The organism is Micromonospora sp. WMMC264 (assembly GCF_027497275.1).
Taxonomy (GTDB): domain Bacteria; phylum Actinomycetota; class Actinomycetes; order Mycobacteriales; family Micromonosporaceae; genus Micromonospora; species Micromonospora chalcea.
The window spans coordinates 6,388,120-6,404,424 of the sequence record NZ_CP114907.1 but is presented as its reverse complement, the minus strand read 5'-3'; the positions used below and the strand labels follow the sequence as shown (position 1 = coordinate 6,404,424).

General features: G+C 72.2%; 14 protein-coding genes. 7 read left to right on the top strand and 7 right to left on the bottom strand.

Going from position 1 to position 16,305, the window contains the following annotated elements; genetic code table 11:
- Window positions 1-1,007: 1,007 nt before the first annotated feature.
- Both O7542_RS28615 and O7542_RS28610 read right to left on the bottom strand, forming a co-directional pair.
- Window positions 1,008-1,691 carry a response regulator transcription factor gene (locus O7542_RS28615; protein WP_030504594.1) on the bottom strand — a complete coding sequence of 228 codons (684 nt, stop codon included), beginning with the start codon at window positions 1,689-1,691 and terminating at the stop codon, window positions 1,008-1,010.
- 21 nt (window positions 1,692-1,712) lie between these two features.
- The gene (locus O7542_RS28610; protein WP_043328065.1) at window positions 1,713-3,005 is read right to left on the bottom strand and encodes an ATP-binding protein; all 1,293 of its coding nucleotides are present in this window, start codon (window positions 3,003-3,005) and stop codon (window positions 1,713-1,715) included.
- A 200-nt stretch (window positions 3,006-3,205) separates the two neighbouring features.
- Here O7542_RS28610 and phoU point away from each other — a divergent pair, with 200 nt between their 5' ends.
- On the top strand, window positions 3,206-3,850 hold the full coding sequence (gene phoU, locus O7542_RS28605) for a phosphate signaling complex protein PhoU (RefSeq protein WP_064446849.1): 645 nt from the start codon (window positions 3,206-3,208) through the stop codon (window positions 3,848-3,850).
- 103 nt (window positions 3,851-3,953) lie between these two features.
- Here the strand turns inward: phoU and O7542_RS28600 are convergent, their stop codons facing one another.
- Window positions 3,954-4,721 (bottom strand): phosphoglyceromutase, encoded by a 768-nt coding sequence (locus tag O7542_RS28600; RefSeq protein WP_043328063.1) that lies wholly within the window; start codon window positions 4,719-4,721, stop codon window positions 3,954-3,956.
- 150 nt (window positions 4,722-4,871) lie between these two features.
- Here O7542_RS28600 and O7542_RS28595 point away from each other — a divergent pair, with 150 nt between their 5' ends.
- Both O7542_RS28595 and O7542_RS28590 read left to right on the top strand, forming a co-directional pair.
- Entirely contained in the window at window positions 4,872-6,197 is a 1,326-nt protein-coding gene (locus tag O7542_RS28595) for an MFS transporter (RefSeq protein ID WP_113973507.1), read from the top strand.
- 80 nt (window positions 6,198-6,277) lie between these two features.
- Window positions 6,278-7,528 carry an MFS transporter gene (locus tag O7542_RS28590; RefSeq protein ID WP_043328060.1) on the top strand — a complete coding sequence of 417 codons (1,251 nt, stop codon included), beginning with the start codon at window positions 6,278-6,280 and terminating at the stop codon, window positions 7,526-7,528.
- A gap of 374 nt (window positions 7,529-7,902) precedes the next feature.
- Here O7542_RS28590 and O7542_RS28585 read toward each other — a convergent pair whose 3' ends face one another.
- The 3 genes from O7542_RS28585 to mshA all read right to left on the bottom strand — a co-directional run bounded on the left by O7542_RS28585 (window position 7,903) and on the right by mshA (window position 10,865).
- Window positions 7,903-8,847, bottom strand: a complete 945-nt coding sequence (locus O7542_RS28585; protein WP_281605459.1) for a hypothetical protein — start codon at window positions 8,845-8,847, stop codon at window positions 7,903-7,905.
- Window positions 8,848-8,924: 77 nt separating this feature from the next.
- Window positions 8,925-9,458, bottom strand: a complete 534-nt coding sequence (locus O7542_RS28580; RefSeq protein WP_043328058.1) for a YbjN domain-containing protein — start codon at window positions 9,456-9,458, stop codon at window positions 8,925-8,927.
- A 45-nt stretch (window positions 9,459-9,503) separates the two neighbouring features.
- Window positions 9,504-10,865: a D-inositol-3-phosphate glycosyltransferase gene (gene mshA / locus O7542_RS28575; RefSeq protein ID WP_281605458.1), complete on the bottom strand. Its 1,362-nt coding sequence runs from the start codon at window positions 10,863-10,865 to the stop codon at window positions 9,504-9,506.
- 171 nt (window positions 10,866-11,036) lie between these two features.
- Between mshA and O7542_RS28570 the strand changes: the two genes are divergently transcribed.
- Window positions 11,037-11,801, top strand: coding sequence for an SDR family NAD(P)-dependent oxidoreductase (locus O7542_RS28570; RefSeq protein WP_281605457.1), 765 nt, complete (start codon window positions 11,037-11,039; stop codon window positions 11,799-11,801).
- A complete protein-coding gene (locus O7542_RS28565) occupies window positions 11,801-12,583 on the top strand; it encodes a class I SAM-dependent methyltransferase (RefSeq protein WP_281605456.1) in 783 nt (260 codons plus the stop codon). The genes O7542_RS28570 and O7542_RS28565 overlap by 1 nt, the downstream gene beginning before the upstream one ends.
- A 256-nt stretch (window positions 12,584-12,839) precedes the next feature.
- Here O7542_RS28565 and O7542_RS28560 read toward each other — a convergent pair whose 3' ends face one another.
- Window positions 12,840-13,931 (bottom strand): UDP-N-acetylmuramate dehydrogenase, encoded by a 1,092-nt coding sequence (locus O7542_RS28560; protein WP_281605455.1) that lies wholly within the window; start codon window positions 13,929-13,931, stop codon window positions 12,840-12,842.
- Between the two features lie 70 nt (window positions 13,932-14,001).
- Here O7542_RS28560 and O7542_RS28555 point away from each other — a divergent pair, with 70 nt between their 5' ends.
- Complete coding sequence (locus O7542_RS28555; RefSeq protein ID WP_043328053.1) at window positions 14,002-14,757, top strand: maleylpyruvate isomerase family mycothiol-dependent enzyme; 756 nt, start codon at window positions 14,002-14,004, stop codon at window positions 14,755-14,757.
- 178 nt (window positions 14,758-14,935) lie between these two features.
- Entirely contained in the window at window positions 14,936-16,243 is a 1,308-nt protein-coding gene (locus O7542_RS28550; RefSeq protein WP_281605454.1) for an extracellular solute-binding protein, read from the top strand.
- Window positions 16,244-16,305 lie beyond the last annotated feature (62 nt).

The following is a 16,305-nucleotide window of genomic DNA, read 5'->3' as shown; positions in this document are numbered from 1 at the left end:
GGGGTCGACACACCCCCCGGGGGGACCGGGGGTGCGTGGGCACCGTCAGGCGCTCAAGAAAGTCTCAAGGGGGATCCCGGCTGCTCGCGGGGCGGGGGCCTCTACGCGGCGCCGGAAGGATGTCCAACGACCATCGGCCCGGCATCATTCCCGGGCCAGCTCACGCTGTCGGGGGTACGGCGCGGGGCTCACGTCGTCGGAACCATGCTCAACGACCAGCCGGGCGGGATCATTCCCCGCGGCTCACGCCGCCGCACGTACTCAACGGCCTGAGGTCTGTCCCCACAGCCGACGCGCTCGGGGGCGCGGCCTTGCTCGGTCGTTCACCCGGTTACAACGCCACCGGCCCGCCCACGATTCCGCCACCAAAGTGCCGCCCACCACCCCCAAACCCGACACCCCGCCCACACACGCCAAACCCCACCGCGCCCAGCCCGGCCGCCTCGCTCCACGCCCTGTTGATCAAGGAGTTTGCGGCCCTTTCCGGCACCCACGAGCCCACTAACTCCTTGATCACCGCGATCTTGGAGTTGCGGCACCTCACGAAGGGCGTCAAGCCGGGCATCCCGGGCACCACAACTCCAAGGCCCAACAAACCTCCACCAGGCCCCCACACCGGGTTGATCATGAGGTTAACGGCGACAAACCGGACACCAAGTGCCGCCAAGTTCATGATCGACGCGACCGGGCAGGACGGTGCGTTGGGCGGGAGCGAAGCGGCCGCGACCGGTCCCGCGATCTTGCAGTTCGCGCCCTCCGAGCACCCGATTCGCCCGGTTTGCGGGGCACCAAAGTGCAAGATCGCGCGATCGAGGGAGGGTCGGGCGGAGAGTGGGGGTCGAGACCCCCCCGGGAGGCCCCGAGGGTCGGCGATCTTGGAGTTGTGGTGCCTCGCGAAAGGCGTCAAGCCGGGCATCCTGGGCGCCACAACTCCAAGATCGACGGGGGCGTGGACGGGTGGACGGCGTGGACGGGGGACCAGGGGACGGGGCGGGGGCGGGGGTTGGTCAGGGCTCGAACTTGTAGCCCAGGCCTCGGACCGTGACGATGTAGCGCGGCGCGGACGGCTCCGGCTCGATCTTGGAGCGCAGCCGCTTCACGTGCACGTCCAGCGTCTTGGTGTCGCCCACGTAGTCGGCGCCCCAGACCCGGTCGATCAACTGCCCGCGGGTGAGCACCCGCCCGGCGTTGCGCAGCAGCAACTCCAGCAGCTCGAACTCCTTGAGCGGAAGCTGCACCCCGGCGCCGCCGACCGTCACCACGTGCCGTTCGATGTCCATCCGGACCGGGCCGGCGGCGAGCGTCGGCGCGCCCGTCTCGTTCGACTCGGCGCTCTGCCGGCGCAGCACCGCCCGGATGCGGGCGACCAGTTCACGCGGCGAGTACGGCTTCGTCACGTAATCGTCGGCGCCGATCTCCAGGCCGACCACCTTGTCGATCTCGCTGTCCCGCGCGGTGACCATGATGATCGGCACGTGCGAGCGCTGGCGGAGTTGCCGGCACACCTCGGTGCCCGACATCTCCGGCAGCATCAGGTCGAGCAGCACGATGTCGGCGCCGGTCCGGTCGAACTCGGTGAGGGCGTCGGTGCCCGTCGCGGCGACGGAGACCTCGAAACCCTCCTTGCGGAGCATGTAGGACAGGGCGTCGGAGAACGACTCCTCGTCCTCGACCACCAGTACGCGGCTCAACGGGTGTTTCCTTTCCTGTGGTCAGACCTGCCGGAGCTCGGCCGGGCCGGCCTCGATCCCAGCGGAGGCGAGTGTCGTCTCCAGGTCGTCCGGGGGGCGGGCGGGCAACCGGAGGGTGAACGTCGACCCCCCACCAAGAGTGCTCGACACGTCCACCCGGCCGCCATGGTTGCTGGCGATGTGCTTGACGATGGCCAGTCCCAGGCCGGTGCCGCCGGTCGCGCGGGAACGGGCCTGGTCGGCGCGGTAGAACCGCTCGAAGATCCGGTCCACGTCGTTCGGGGCGATGCCGATGCCCTGGTCGGCCACGGCGATCTCGACGTGTTCGTCGGTTCCGGTGACCGTCACCCGGACCGTGGTGTCCTCGCCGGAGTAGGTGATCGCGTTCTCCACCAGGTTCGCCACCGCGGTGGCGAGTTGGCTGTCGCTGCCGTACACGGTCAGGCCCCGCTGCCCGCCGACGGCGATCTCCACCCGGCGGGCGGCGGCCGCGGTGCGGGTGCGGTCGACGACCTCGGCGAGCACCCAGTCCACCGAGACCGGCTCGGGCGCGGGTTGCGGCTCGGCGCCCTGGAGGCGGGTCAGTTCCAGCAGCTCCTGCACGAGGCGGCCGAGCCGGGTCGACTCGTGCTGGATCCGCTCGGCGAACCGCCGCGCGGCGACCAGGTCCTCGGACAGGTCGGGCGCGCCGTCGGAGGCCGGTTCGGTGGCGTCGACGAGCGCTTCGGCGAGCAGTTGCAGCGCGCCGATGGGTGTCTTCAGCTCGTGGCTGACGTTAGCCACGAAGTCCCGGCGTACCCGGGCGAGACGGTGCGACTCGGTGACGTCGACCGCCTCGATCGAGACGTAGCCGGAGCCCAGTCCCATCGCCCGCAGGTGCACGCCGAGCGGGTTGTCGCCACCGCCGTCGCGGCCCCGGGGCAGGTCCAGCTCGATCTCGCGCCGCACGCCCGTGCGGCGGACCTGCCCGGCGAGGGTACGGATCAACGGGTGCGCCGCGATCGAGCCGGGTGTCGCCCCGGTACGCAGCAGACCCATCGCCCGGGCGGCCGGGTTGACGAGGACGGGCACGTCGTCCGGGCCGAGCACCACCACGCCGGCACGCAGCGAGTCGATCGTCTTGCGTCCGAGCCCGGATAGGCCCCCCTGCTGGTCGTCCGGAATCGTCGGCCTCCCTGCGTCACGACGGGTGGTCCCGCCGCCCCGCGACGCCCGCCGGCGCCGCCACTGCTCAACCGGTCCGGACAGCGTCGCCCCGGCGACCAGCCCGGTCACCAGCGCCACGGCCACCGCGACCGCCACCGCCCATTCCACCCGGCGATCGTAGGGTCATTGTTAACCCAGGGATCGGGCACAAAGGGACGAACCACTCTCGCTTCCGGCAAAGTTCACCTGCGGGCCCCGCGTCGTTCACCCACGTTCATCCTGGTGCCGACCGTTCGGCCTAGCGTGGGGCGCGCACCTGCTCCCGCCGTACCCCTCGGGGTCACGGCCACCGACCTCAGGAAGTGACGATGCGCGACGAGTTCCGGGCCGACCTGCAGATTGTCAGCCAGTTGCTGGTGGACATGGCCGAGGCGGTACGCGCGGCCATGCGGCAGGCCACGAAGGGTCTGCTGACCGCCGACCGGACGGCCGCCGAGACGGTGATCGCGCGGGACGCCGAGATCGACGAGCTGTACCGGCACGTGGAGGAGCGGGTCTGCGACCTGCTGGCCCGGCAGGCGCCGGTCGCCTCCGACCTGCGTGCCATGATCACCGCGCTGCACGTGGCAGCCGATCTGGAACGGATGGGCGACCTGGCCGACCACGTGGCCAAGACGGCGCTGCGCCGGCACCCGTCCCCGGCCGTCCCGGCGGAGCTGCGGCCGGTCTTCACCGACATGGCCGGGATCGCCGACCGGATGGCCGAGAAGATCGGCGCGGTGCTGGCCAAGCCGGACGCCGACGTGGCCGCCGAGCTGGACGGCGACGACGACGCGATGGACGACCTGCACAGGAGCCTGTTCGGTGTGCTGCTCGGCGACGACTGGCCGTACGGGGTGGAGACGGCGATCGACGCGACGCTGCTGGGCCGCTTCTACGAGCGTTTCGCCGACCACGCGGTGAACGCGGGCGAGCACGTGGTCTACCTGATCACCGGTTCGACGTCCGCCTGACCTGCCCCGCGTGCAAGGAAGGGCCCCTTATTAACAGCGAGCGTTAATAAGGGGCCCTTCCTCTACCGCAGACGTTAAAAAGGGGCCCTTCCTTACACCAAGCTCAGCGGCCCTGGTTGGCTACCGCGGCGGCGGCGTCCTTCGCCGCGTCCGGGTCCAGGTACGTGCCGCCGAGCACCTGGGGACGCAGGTCGGCGTCCAGGTCGTAGCGCAGCGGGATGCCGGTGGGGATGTTCAGCTTGGCGATCGCCTCGTCGGAGATCTGGTCGAGGTGCTTGACCAGGGCGCGCAGCGAGTTGCCGTGCGCGGCCACCAGCACCGTCCGGCCGGCCAGGATGTCCGGCACGATCGAGTCGTACCAGTAGGGCAGCATCCGGTCGACGACGTCCTTCAGGCACTCGGTGCGCGGCATCAGCTCGGTCGGCAGCAGCGCGTACCGGGGGTCGCCGACCTGCGACCACTCGTCCGCGTCGTCGATCGGCGGCGGCGGCGTGTCGTACGACCGGCGCCAGAGCATGAACTGCTCCTCGCCGTACTCGTCGAGGGTCTGCTTCTTGTTCTTGCCCTGCAGGGCGCCGTAGTGGCGCTCGTTGAGCCGCCACGACCGGCGCACCGCGATCCAGTGCCGGTCGGCGGCGTTCAGCGCCAGCTCGGCGGTGCGGATGGCCCGGCGCAGCAGGCTCGTGTGCACCACGTCCGGCAGCAGGTCGTGCTCGCGGAGCAGCTCGCCGCCGCGCCGCGCCTCGGTCTCCCCCTTGGCGGTCAGGTCGACGTCGACCCAGCCGGTGAAGAGGTTCTTGGCGTTCCAGTCGCTCTCGCCGTGCCGCAGCAGGACCAGCGTCCCGACGGTGGGCCCCTCGCTCGCAGTCATGCCGATCATCCTGCCGTACCGGGGCGACGGGCACGCGCCGACCTGTGGTGACGACCACCACGTGGAAAACCTGATGACCACGGCTCCGGCCCGGCACTAGGTTGTAAGGCGTTCTAAACAGATCGGTCATTACCACACGGGGGCGTCGGGATGCGGACGGTACGAGGCTGGTTCCAGGACACGGCGGGTGGCCTGCCACGGACGTTCTGGTACCTCTGGGCCGGCACGCTGATCAACCGGCTCGGCTCGTTCGTCCTGATCTTCCTGGCCATCTACCTGACCCAGGAACGCGGCTTCTCCGCCGCCCAGGCCGGTCTGGTGATCGGTCTCTGGGGCGCCGGCGGCGCGGTCGGCACCACCATCGGCGGCACCCTGACCGACCGCTGGGGACGGCGGCCCACGCTGCTCGTCGCGCACGTCGGCGCGGCGGGCATGATGATCGCGCTGGGCCTCGCCCGGCCGCTCTGGGCGGTCGCCGTGGGCGCGCTGCTGCTCGGCGCGTTCGCCGAGGCGGCCCGCCCGGCCTTCGGCGCGATGATGGTCGACGTTGTGCCGGACAAGGACCGGCTGCGCGCCTTCTCGCTGAACTACTGGGCCATCAACCTCGGTTTCGCCTGCGCCGCCGTGCTCGCCGGCTTCGCCGCCCAGGGCAGCTACCTGCTGCTGTTCCTGGTGAACGCGACCACCACACTCGTGACCGCGCTGATCATCTTCGCCAAGGTCGGCGAGACCCGCGGCCCGGTCACGGTGCTCCCGGTCAAGGGGATGCCGGCGCCGGCCGGCGCGCTGCGCACCATCCTCGCCGACCGGGTGTTCCTCGGCTTCGTCGCGCTCAACCTGCTCGCCGCGCTGGTGTTCCTCCAGCACATCTCGATGCTGCCGATCGCCATGGGCGACTCCGGGCTCAGCCCCGCCACGTACGGCTCGGTGATCGCGCTCAACGGCGTGCTCATCGTGGTCGGCCAGCTCTTCGTACCCCGGCTCATCAAGGGCCGCAGCCGCTCGCACGTGCTGGCGCTCGCGTCGCTGGTGATGGGCGCCGGTTTCGGGCTCACCGCGTTCGCCGACACGGTCTGGCTCTACGGCCTGACCGTGCTGATCTGGACTGTCGGCGAGATGCTCAACTCGCCGTCCAACGCCACCCTGATCGCGGAGCTGTCGCCGGCCGCGCTGCGCGGCCGCTACCAGGGCGTCTTCTCGCTGTCCTGGCAGCTCGCCGGCGCCGCCGCGCCGATCCTCGGCGGCCTGGTCCGCGAGCAAGCCGGCAACAGCACGCTCTGGCTCGGCTGCGCGGGCATCGGCGTCGTGGCGGCCGTCGCCCACCTGATCTCCGGCCCGGCCCGGGAGCGCCGCGCGCTCGCGCTGCGCGCAGTGGGCACGCCGGTCGCGCCGGTCACCGCCACCGCATCCCCGGCGCCCGAGGCGGCCGAGGCCGCGGCCACCGCACCCGCCGCGCCGGTCCGGGCCGGTTCCTGAGTACGCCCCGACGCGACCGCCCCGAGGCGGGTGGATACCGTACGGGACGGAATCGGTAAGGAAACCTTCCTGGAGGACTGGTGCACGGCCTGCGGCGCTGGTGGGACGACACGGCCGGCGGGCTCCCCGCCACGTTCTGGTACCTCTGGTCCGGCCTGCTGATCAACCGGGCCGGCGCGTTCGCGCTGCTGTTCCTGTCGCTGTACCTGACCGTCGCGCGGGGCGCCCCGCCGTCGCTGGCCGGGCTGGTGGTCGGCGCGTACGGGATCGGCGGCGCGGCCGGCACGCTGCTCGGCGGTGTGCTGGCGGACCGCTGGGGACGGCGGGCCACGCTGCTCGCCGCCCACCTGGTCGCCGCCGGGCTGATGGCGGCGCTGGCGTTCACCACGCACCTGGCGGTGATCGCCGTACTCGCCACGCTGGTCGGGGTAGCGCACTCGATGCCCAGCCCGGCGTTCGTGGCGGCCATCGTGGACGTGGTACCCGAGGCGCGCCGCTCCCGCGCGTTCAACCTGCAGTTCTGGGCGTTCAACCTGGGCATGGCGGTGGCCTCGCTGCTGGCCGGAATCCTCGCCGAGGCCAGCTTCACCGCGCTGTTCCTGGTCGACGCCGCAGCCACGCTGGCGGCGGCGGTGGTGATCGCGCTGAAGGTGCCGGAGACGCTCACCCGGCGGCCGGCGCTTACGCCACGGGCAGTGATGGGACGCCGTCCCGGGCTGCACACCGCGCTCACCGACCGCACGTTCCTGGTGTTCGTCGGGCTGACGTTCCTGCTGGCCGTGCTGACCATGCAGACCTCGACGATCATGCCGCTGGCGATGCGCGCGGACGGCCTGCGCCCGTCGGCGTACGGGCTGGTGGTGGCGCTCGGCGGGGCGCTCATCGTGGTCGGGCAGCTGTTCGTGCCCCGGCTCATCGAGCCGTACCGCAAGTCGACGGTGCTGGCCGCCTCCACCGCTCTGATGGCGCTCGGGTTCGGCACGCTGACAGTCGCCGACGGGCTGCCGCTCTACCTCGGCGCGGCGGTGGTCTGGACGGCCGGGCAGATGCTCGCCGCACCGCCGAACGCGCAGATCAACGCCGACCTCGCCCCACCCGAGCTGCGGGCCCGCTACCAGTCGGTGTTCTACCTGACGTTCCCGGCCGCGTCGTTCGTCGCGCCGGCGCTGGGCGGGCTCAGCCTGGAACATCTGGGCGAGCGGCACTGGCTGGTGGTCGGCGCGCTCGGGCTGCTGGCCGCCGCCGGGCACCTGCTCGCCGGGCCGCCCCGGGAGCGCCGGGTCGCCGCGCTGCGGGCGGCAGCCGTGGAACCGGTCTCGTCTGCCCGCTGAGCGCCGACAACGGCAGAGCGCCCATCCCGACCCCCGTCGAGATGGGCGCTCTGACCGTACGCCCGGCGGCGGCGGGCGACACTCACCCCCGTAAGCGTCGCCCGCTCGCGCCGCCGGTTCCACGGGTGGCACCGTCCCCCAACGGCGTGCTCCACCCGATCTTCGCATCTCGCCTGCGCGGATCTGATCGATCCACCGCTCCCCCGAACGGAAACAAGCGTGACGCGGTGCAATAAAGTTAGTTCGCCCAGATTCCGGATTCAACCCAGATCGCTGTCTTGCCCGTCACAGCGTCCGTGTCGGGAATCCGGCTGTCCGTGCTGCGGTCCCTGGGATGGCAAACACCGGGTTCCCGGGGTCCATTCCCGTAAACCTCAGCCGTCCTCGCGATTCGGGTTCTCGGTCCGGAAGAAGTTGCTCTGCCGCCCGTCCCGCATCTGCTCCTGGTAGATCAGGTTCAGCCGCCGCAGGTCGAACGTCCGGAACCAGTCGTCCCAGGTGATCTCCCGGATCCGGCTGCTCTCCCGGTAGCCGGGGATGTTGAACGTCAGCACCCCGGGCCGGCCCGCACGTTCGGTGCCGGCGATGGTGGCCGGCTTCGCGCCCCGCGCCCGCGCCCAGCGCTGGATCACCTCGTGGTTACGGGTGACCAGGCTACGGCCCGGACGCTCCGGCCGGTCCGCGAGCGACGTGATGAGCTGCGACGATCCGATCGACCGGCTGGACGCCGGCCCACGGGTCGGCGCGCTCTGCGCCCGAGCCGACGTCGCCTTCCGGGCCGGTGCCGCCTTGGCGCGCGAAGGAGCGGCCTTCGCCCTCGACGGAGCCGCCTTCTTCGCCCGGGCGGGCGCGGCCTTCGCGCGGGACGGAGCCGCCTTCGCGCGCGTCGCGGTCGCCCGCGACGAGGTGGCCTTGGCGCGGGCGGGGGCCGCCTTGCGCGTACCCGTCGCCTTGGCCCTGGCACCGGTGGCCCGCGCGGCCGGCGCGGACTTGGCCGGCGACGTGGCCCGGCGGGCAGTGGTCTTCTTCGCGGCGGTGCTCTTGCGGGTCGCGGCCGGCCGCCCGGCCGGTCCGGAGCTGCGCCGCGCGGCGCCGCCCTCCCCGCGCATCGTCCGCGCCAGGGTCTTCACCAGTTCCGGCTTCCGCAGCGCGGAGATCCCGGAGACCCCGCGCCGCTTGAGCTGGCTGCGGATGTCGTCCACCTTCATCCGGGAGATCGCCGACTCCGACACCCTCGGGGTGTTCGGCGTCTGGTTGCCGCTTTGCCGCTTGGTCCGGGTCGCAGTCGTGCCGCGACCTGAGCTGTTGCGCTGAGCCATGGGACACGCTCCTCGACAGTCCGTCCTCGGCCCGCGGTGGGTCCCAATGCTCCGCACCGCGCGGGGCGGCATACCCGTCAGGAGGGCTCCGAACCTCCGGCGGGCGATCCGGCAGTGGCGGACGGCTCGAAGAGGTGCGCGAACGCGGCCAGGTTGGCAGTCGACTCGCCGCGCTTGACCCGCCACTCCCACTCCCGGCGGATCGCCGTGCCGAAGCCGATCTCCAGCATGCTGTCGAACGACTCGTCGGCGTACGTCAGCACGGAGCCCAGCAGCCGGTCCAGCTCGTCGGCGTCGACCCCGGCCAGGTTGACCCGACCGGTCAGGTAGACGTCGCCGACCGCGTCGATGGAGAACGAGACGCCGTACATGCGGGCGTTGCGCTGCAGCAGCCAGGCCCACAACTCCTCGCGGCGCTCGTCGGGCTGGCGCATCACGAACGCCTCGACCCGCAGCGCGTGCTCGCCCACGATCAGGTTGCAGATCGTCTTGAGCTTGTGCGTGCCCGGCAGGGTCACCGCGTACGACGCCTCGCCGGTCGACTCCCACTCCAGCTCGCGCTCGGCGCAGACGGACTCGATCAGCGCGGCGACCTCACTCCTGCGGCTCATCGCACCCACTCTACGACCGGTCGACCGGGGCCGCCGGACGGGTGATCACCAGGAGCACAGCATCGCCGGGTCGCCGAGCCGCCGCGCCAGCCGGGCCCGGTGCTCGGTGATCGCCTCCCCGTAGACAGCGAGCAGGCCGGAGGCGGTGCGGTGCCAGGAGAAGTCCCGGGCGTGCCGCTCGGCGCCCCGGCCCAGCGCGGCACGGCGTACCGGATCGGGCAGCAGGCGCGCCAGCGCCCGGGCCCAGTCGACCGGGTCGTGGCCGTCGATGAGCATGCCGCTGACGCCGTCGCGTACCGCGGTGACCAGGCCGCCCACGGCGGCGGCCAGCACCGGCGTGCCGCACGCCTGGGCCTCCAGCGCCACGAGGCCGAACGACTCGTTGTGCGACGGCACCGCGACCAGGTCGGCGGCGCGGTAGAGAGCGGGCAGGTCCGCGCCGGTCTGCGGCGGCAGGAAACGCACCCGGTCGGCGATGCCGAGCGCGTGCGCCAGCTCGATCAGGGCGGTGGGCCGGTCCAGGCCACTGCCGCTGGGCCCGCCGCAGATCACCACGGTCAGCTCGTCGGCCAGCGCCGGATCCCGTTCACGCAGCGCGGCGGCGGCACGGACCAGCACGTCCGGCGCCTTGAGCGGCTGGATGCGGCCGACGAACGCGACCACGTACCCGTCGGCCGGCAGGCCGAGCCGGCGGCGTGCGGCCCGGGTCGCGGCGTCCCGGTCACCGACGGCGGGACGGAACCGCTCCAGGTCGACGCCGGGTTCCACGATCGCCACCCGGTCCGGGTCGGCCGCGTACCGGTCGAGCAGGTCACGGGCCTCGACCCGGGTGTTGGCGACCAGCCGGTCCGCCTCGGTGACCACCTGCTCCTCGCCGATCACGCGGGCCTTCGGCTCGGGGCGGTCCCCGGCGGCGAGGCGGGCGTTCTTGACCTTCGCCAGCGTGTGCGCGGTGTGCACCAGCGGTACGCCCCAGCGCTCCTTGGCCAGCCAGCCGACCTGGCCGGAGAGCCAGTAGTGCGAGTGGATCAGGTCGTAGTGGCCCGGCGGGCGGGCCGCCTCGGCGCGCAGCACACCGGCGGTGAAGGCGCAGAGCTGACCCGGCAACTCCTCCTTGGTCAGCCCCTCCAGCGGCCCGGCGGTGACGTGCCGGACGGACACACCGGGCGTCACCTCGACCACCGGGGGCAGGTCACCGGCGGTGGCCCGGGTGAAGATCTCCACCTCCACGTCGGCCTCGGCCAGCCGCCGGGCCACCTCCAGGATGTAGACGTTCATGCCGCCCGCGTCGCCCGTGCCGGGCTGGTGCAACGGCGACGTGTGCACCGAGAGCGTGGCGATACGGCGCGGCCGCGGCCACGGCAGGGCACCTCGCTGACGACCGACACCGGTGTGCAAATCCGCCACGTCCGCTCCCTCTGTCACGGTTGATGCCGTCCCGCACGACCGGCGCTTCTCGGTCAACCCGTGTGCCGGATCTCATCTTCCCCATCGGGGTTCGGAAATGCCCTTCGCCGGGTCCCCGGCGTGACGGACCTCATCACCGCGCGCGGCCGGGCGGCGGTGGACAATGTCCGGATGACTTCAGTCGCCATCGTCACCGGGGCGTCCAGCGGGATCGGCGCGGCCACCGCCCGCCGGCTCGCCGCCGAGGGATTCCACGTGCTCGCCGCCGCCCGGCGTACCGACCGGCTCGCCGCGCTGGTCGCCGAGATCGAGGCGGCCGGCGGCGCGGCGAGCGCGGTGGCCTGCGACGTGACCTCGGACGAGTCGGTCGCCGGGCTGGCCGCCGCGGCCGAGGCCGCCCCCGGGCCGGTCACGCTGCTGGTGAACAACGCCGGCGGCGCGCGCGGCCTGGACCCGGTCGAGACGGCCGACGTGGGCGACTGGCAATGGATGTACGACGTCAACGTGCTCGGCACGCTGCGCGTCACCAAGGCGCTGCTCCCGGCGCTGGAGCGCTCCGGGGCCGGCACCGTCGTGATCGTCAGCTCCACCGCCGGGCACGTCGTCTACGAGGGCGGCGGCGGCTACACGGCCGCGAAGCACGCGCAGACCGCGGTCGCCGGCACGCTGCGGCTCGAACTGTGCGGCCGACCGGTCCGGGTGATCGAGATCGACCCCGGCATGGTGAAGACCGAGGAGTTCGGCCTGGTCCGCTTCGGCGGTGACGCCGACCGGGCCGAGGCGATCTACGCCGGTGTCGCCGAACCGCTGGTGGCCGACGACGTGGCCGACTGCGTGGCCTGGTGCGCGACCCGCCCGCACCACGTCAACATCGACCGGCTCGTGGTCCGCCCGCTGGCCCAGGCCGCGCAGCACAAGGTGCACCGGGCGTCCTGATGGAGCGTCCGCTCGGCGTGGCCACCCGGGGCACCACCAACCCCAACCGGCTCCGGCGGGTGGACAACTGGATCGTCGAAACCTGCGGCGACGCGCTGCGCGCCGCCGCCGACCCGCTGGTGGTGGACCTCGGCTACGGCGCCACCCCGGTCACCCCGGTCGAGCTGCGGGCCCGTCTCGCGGCCGGGGTCCGCGCCGACGTGCGGGTGGTCGGCCTGGAGATCGATCCGGTACGCGTGGCTGCCGCCCTGCCCGCCGCCGACCCGCCCGGCCTGACGTTCGCCAGGGGCGGCTTCGAGCTGGCCGGACTGCGTCCCGCGCTGGTGCGGGCGTTCAACGTGCTCCGCCAGTACGACGAGAGCGAGGTGGCCGCCGCCTGGCACACAGTCACCGGGCGGCTCGCGCCGGGCGGGCTGCTGGTCGAGGGCACCTGCGACGAGCTGGGGCGGCTCGGCTCCTGGGTGCTGCTGGACGCCACCGGCCCTCTCACGCTCACGTTGTCGGCGAAGCTGACCACGCTGGAGAGCCCGGCCACGCTCGCCGAGCGGCTGCCGAAGGCGCTGATCCACCGCAACGTGCCGGGCGAACGCATCCACGACCTGATCGAGGCGCTGGAGCAGGCGTGGCGCGCGGCCGCCGGCTACGCCCCGTTCGGCCCCCGGCAGCGCTGGCTGCGGACGGTAGAGGCGGTGAAGGAGTCAGGCTGGCCGATCCAGGACAGCCCTCGTACGTGGCGCCACGGCAACCTCACGCTCCCCTGGCCCGCCATCTCCCCCCGCTGACCCCGCCCCCACCGCCCCGCCGATCTTGGACTTGTGGCGCCCACCTTGCCTCGTTTGGCCCAGTTCACGAGGCACCACAACTCCAAGATCAAGGGAGACGTCACCCCTCCCCTGGAACCCTCGGCGGGACCCTTCGAGTCCAGCGTTGATCTTGCACTTGCTGCCCCGGCAATACGGGTCAGACCGCTCGGACCGAGGGCCGGAAGTGCAAGATCGCGGGGGTGGGAGGGGGAGTGGGAGGGGGCGGGGGCGCGGGTCAGATGGTGCAGTTGACGAGGACTGGTTCGGGGTGGAGGGTTACGCCGAAGCGGGACTGGACGCCGTCTCGGATCTCGCGGGCCAGCGCCACCAGCGCGGCCGTGCTGGCGCTGCCGGAGTGGTTGGTGAGCGCGAGCGTGTGCTTGCTGGAGATGGCGACGCCCTCCGGGCCCGCGTACCCCTTGCCGAAGCCCGCCTTGTCGATCAGCCAGGCGGCGCTGACCTTCACCGTGCCGTCGGCGCCCGGCCAGTGCGGCGGCTCACCCACCTCGGCGGCGCGTTCCCGTACCTGCTCGAACACCTCGCCCGGCAGCACCGGGTTGGTGAAGAACGAGCCGACCGACCAGGTGTCCGGGTCGGCCGCGTCCAGCACCATACCCTTGCCGGCGCGCAGCTTCCGCACGGTGGCCCGGGCTTCGGCCAGCGGCACCCGGTCGCCGACCTCGACGCCGAGCGCCCGGGCCAGTTCGGCGTAGCGGACCGGGCCGGAGCGCGGGGACCGGGTGAGCCGGAAGTCGACCGAGAGCACCACCCAGCGGTCGCTGTACTTGAAGATGCTGCCCCGGTAGACGAACCCGCAGTCGGCCGCCGCGATCCGCGCCACCCGGCGTTCGGTCCGGTCGTACGCCTCGACGGCGACGATGGTCTCGGCGACCTCCTGGCCGTACGCGCCGACGTTCTGGATCGGTGTCGCGCCGGCCGAGCCGGGGATGCCGGAGAGGCACTCCAGCCCGGACCAGCCGCGCTCGACGGTGGCGGCGACGAAGTCGTCCCAGGGCTCGCCGGCTTCGACACGTACCGTGACGGTGTCGCCCTCCTCGGCCACGGCCTGGAACCCGCGCGAGCGGACGAGCACGACGGCGCCGGGGAAGCCCTGATCGCCGATCACGACGTTGCTGCCGCCCGCCAGCACCAGCACGGCCTGCTCGCGGGCCTCCGCTTCCTGCACTTTTCGCACGATCTGGGCGGCGTCCTCGGCGATCTCCAGCCGCCCGGCGGGTCCGCCGAGCCGGAGCGTGGTGTAGCGCGCCAGGGTGGCCGGATCGGTCGGTTCACCGGCAGTAGCCGGTTCGGCGTAGACGTCTGACACGCCTTTCACCCTAGGCTGAGGGGTAGCCGGCGCACCCACTGGTGGCCCGGTCACCCCCGGGAGGATGGCGATGAGCAGACTGCACCACACGAAGGACTTCTGGATCGGCGCGCTGCGCACGGAGGGTCCCGCCTTCGCCGCGGCGGTTTCGGAGGCGCCGCCCGAGACACCCGTGCTGTCCTGTCCCGGCTGGACGGTCACCGATCTCGCCCATCACCTGACCCGCGTGTACGTCTGGGCGGGCACCGTGCTGACCGCCGGTGGCACCACCCGCCCGGAGCGGCACGACCCGGAGCCGCCGGCGGACCTGACGCCGGCCCAGTGGTACGTGCGGGAGTACGAGCGGATCACCGCGCTGCTGGAGGCGGCGGATCCGGAGGCGCCGGCCTGGAACTTCGCGCCGCAGCCGAAGAAGGCGGCCTTCTGGCCGCGCCGGATGGCGCACGAGACGGCCGTGCACCGCTGGGACGCCCAGCTCGCGATCGGTGCGGGTGATCCGATCGAGGCGAAGCTCGCGGCCGACGGGGTGAGCGAGGTACTGGACACCTGGCTGCCGGCGGGCCGGCGGGTGCAGCCCGGGCAGTGGCGCGGCGTGGTGCAGCTGACCGCGACCGACGCGGCCCAGGAGTGGTACCTGCGGTTGCGGGGTGAGGGGGTCGCGCTGCTGGACACCGCGACGATCCTGGACCACGACGACCACCGGGCCCGGGCACAGGTGGCCGGCACGGCGAGCGATCTGCTGCTGGCGCTGATGGGCCGGATCAGCTTCGACGCGCTGGACGTGGCGGGCGACCCGGCCCTGCTGGGGGGCCTGCGGGTCGGCTGACGACGGGCACCGGACGGAGAGGGGCGGCGGCCGCCCCTCTCCGTTTCTTTTCGGACAGCTCTGAGAGCGCTCTCTTGACAAGGTCCGTGACCCTCCACCACGCTGTCGTGAGAGCGCTCTCTAAGTTCCGGAACCGCCTTCCACCACCCGTTTCGACGACCCGAGAGGTCAGGACAGCATGCTCACCTTCACGCGCCGCCGCCTGGCGGCGGTTGCAGTGGTCGCCGCCACCGCGCTGCTCGGCACCACCGCCTGCGGCGGCGGCGACGATGCCGCCGCCGACGGGCCGATAACGCTCACCGTCGACGTCTTCGGCCAGTTCGGTTACGCCGATCTCTACCAGGAGTACATGGCCAGCCACCCCGGCGTGAAGATCGTCGAGCGCGGCACCGGCGGCAACCTCGACGAGTACTCCCCGAAGCTCACCCAGTGGCTCGCCGCGGGCAAGGGCGCCGGCGACGTGGTCGCCATCGAGGAGGGCCTGCTCGTCGAGTACAAGGCCAACCCGCAGAACTTCGTCAACCTGCTCGACCACGGCGCGGCCGACCTGAAGGGCAACTTCCTCGACTGGAAGTGGAACCAGGGGCTCACCGCCGACGGCAAGCAGCTCATCGGCCTCGGCACTGACGTCGGCGGCATGGCGATGTGCTACCGCACCGACCTGTTCGCCAAGGCCGGCCTGCCCACCGACCGGGAGGCCGTGTCCAAGCTCTGGCCCACCTGGCAGGACTACATCAAGGTCGGCGAGCAGTTCACCGCGAAGAAGACGGGCGCGTCGTTCCTGGACGCCGCGACCAACACCTTCAACACGATCCTGCTCCAGACCGCCGGCAACAGCAGCGGCTACAGCTACTACGACACCAGCAACAACCTGGTCGTCGGCAGCAACCCGGCGGTGAAGCAGGCGTACGACACCACGATGGACATCATCGACTCGGGGCTGTCCGGCAAGTACGGCTCGTGGTCCGAGGAGTGGGTGTCGGCGTTCAAGCAGTCGAAGTTCGCCACCATCGCCTGCCCGGCCTGGATGACCGGCGTGATCGAGGGCAACGCGGGCGCGGGCGCCAAGGGCAAGTGGGACATCGCCCAGATCCCCGGCAACGGCGGCAACTGGGGCGGCTCGTTCCTCGCGGTGCCGAAGCAGAGCAAGCACCAGGCCGAGGCGATCGAGCTGGCCAAGTTCCTGACCAGCGCCAAGGGTCAGATCGGCGCGTTCAAGGCGAAGGGTCCCCTGCCCTCTTCGCCGCAGGCGCTGGAGGACCCGGCGATCCTCGACTCGAAGAACGCCTACTTCTCCGAGGCGCCGGTCGGGAAGATCTTCGCCGAGGGCGCCAAGAGCCTGAAGCCGGTCTACATGGGACCGAAGAACCAGGCCGTACGCACCGAGGTCGAGAACGCCGTCCGCAGCGTCGAGCTGGGCAAGCGCTCCCCGGAACAGGGCTGGAGCGACGCGGTCGCCAACGCCGAGAAGGCCGCCGCCAAGTAACCCGAGCAGCGCGTGCGGGCGGCCACCCGGCCACGGGGGCCGCCCGCACGGCGGAAAGGAGT

Bases quoted from the DNA above. Each gene is read 5' to 3' on its own strand.
- phoU (WP_064446849.1), top strand. From the start codon at position 3,206: ATGCGCGACGAGTTCCGGGCCGACCTGCAGATTGTCAGCCAGTTGCTG.
- O7542_RS28600 (WP_043328063.1), bottom strand. From the start codon at position 4,721: ATGACTGCGAGCGAGGGGCCCACCGTCGGGACGCTGGTCCTGCTGCGG.
- O7542_RS28595 (WP_113973507.1), top strand. From the start codon at position 4,872: ATGCGGACGGTACGAGGCTGGTTCCAGGACACGGCGGGTGGCCTGCCA.
- O7542_RS28585 (WP_281605459.1), bottom strand. From the start codon at position 8,847: ATGGCTCAGCGCAACAGCTCAGGTCGCGGCACGACTGCGACCCGGACC.
- O7542_RS28580 (WP_043328058.1), bottom strand. From the start codon at position 9,458: ATGAGCCGCAGGAGTGAGGTCGCCGCGCTGATCGAGTCCGTCTGCGCC.
- O7542_RS28570 (WP_281605457.1), top strand. From the start codon at position 11,037: ATGACTTCAGTCGCCATCGTCACCGGGGCGTCCAGCGGGATCGGCGCG.
- O7542_RS28565 (WP_281605456.1), top strand. From the start codon at position 11,801: ATGGAGCGTCCGCTCGGCGTGGCCACCCGGGGCACCACCAACCCCAAC.
- O7542_RS28555 (WP_043328053.1), top strand. From the start codon at position 14,002: ATGAGCAGACTGCACCACACGAAGGACTTCTGGATCGGCGCGCTGCGC.
- O7542_RS28550 (WP_281605454.1), top strand. From the start codon at position 14,936: ATGCTCACCTTCACGCGCCGCCGCCTGGCGGCGGTTGCAGTGGTCGCC.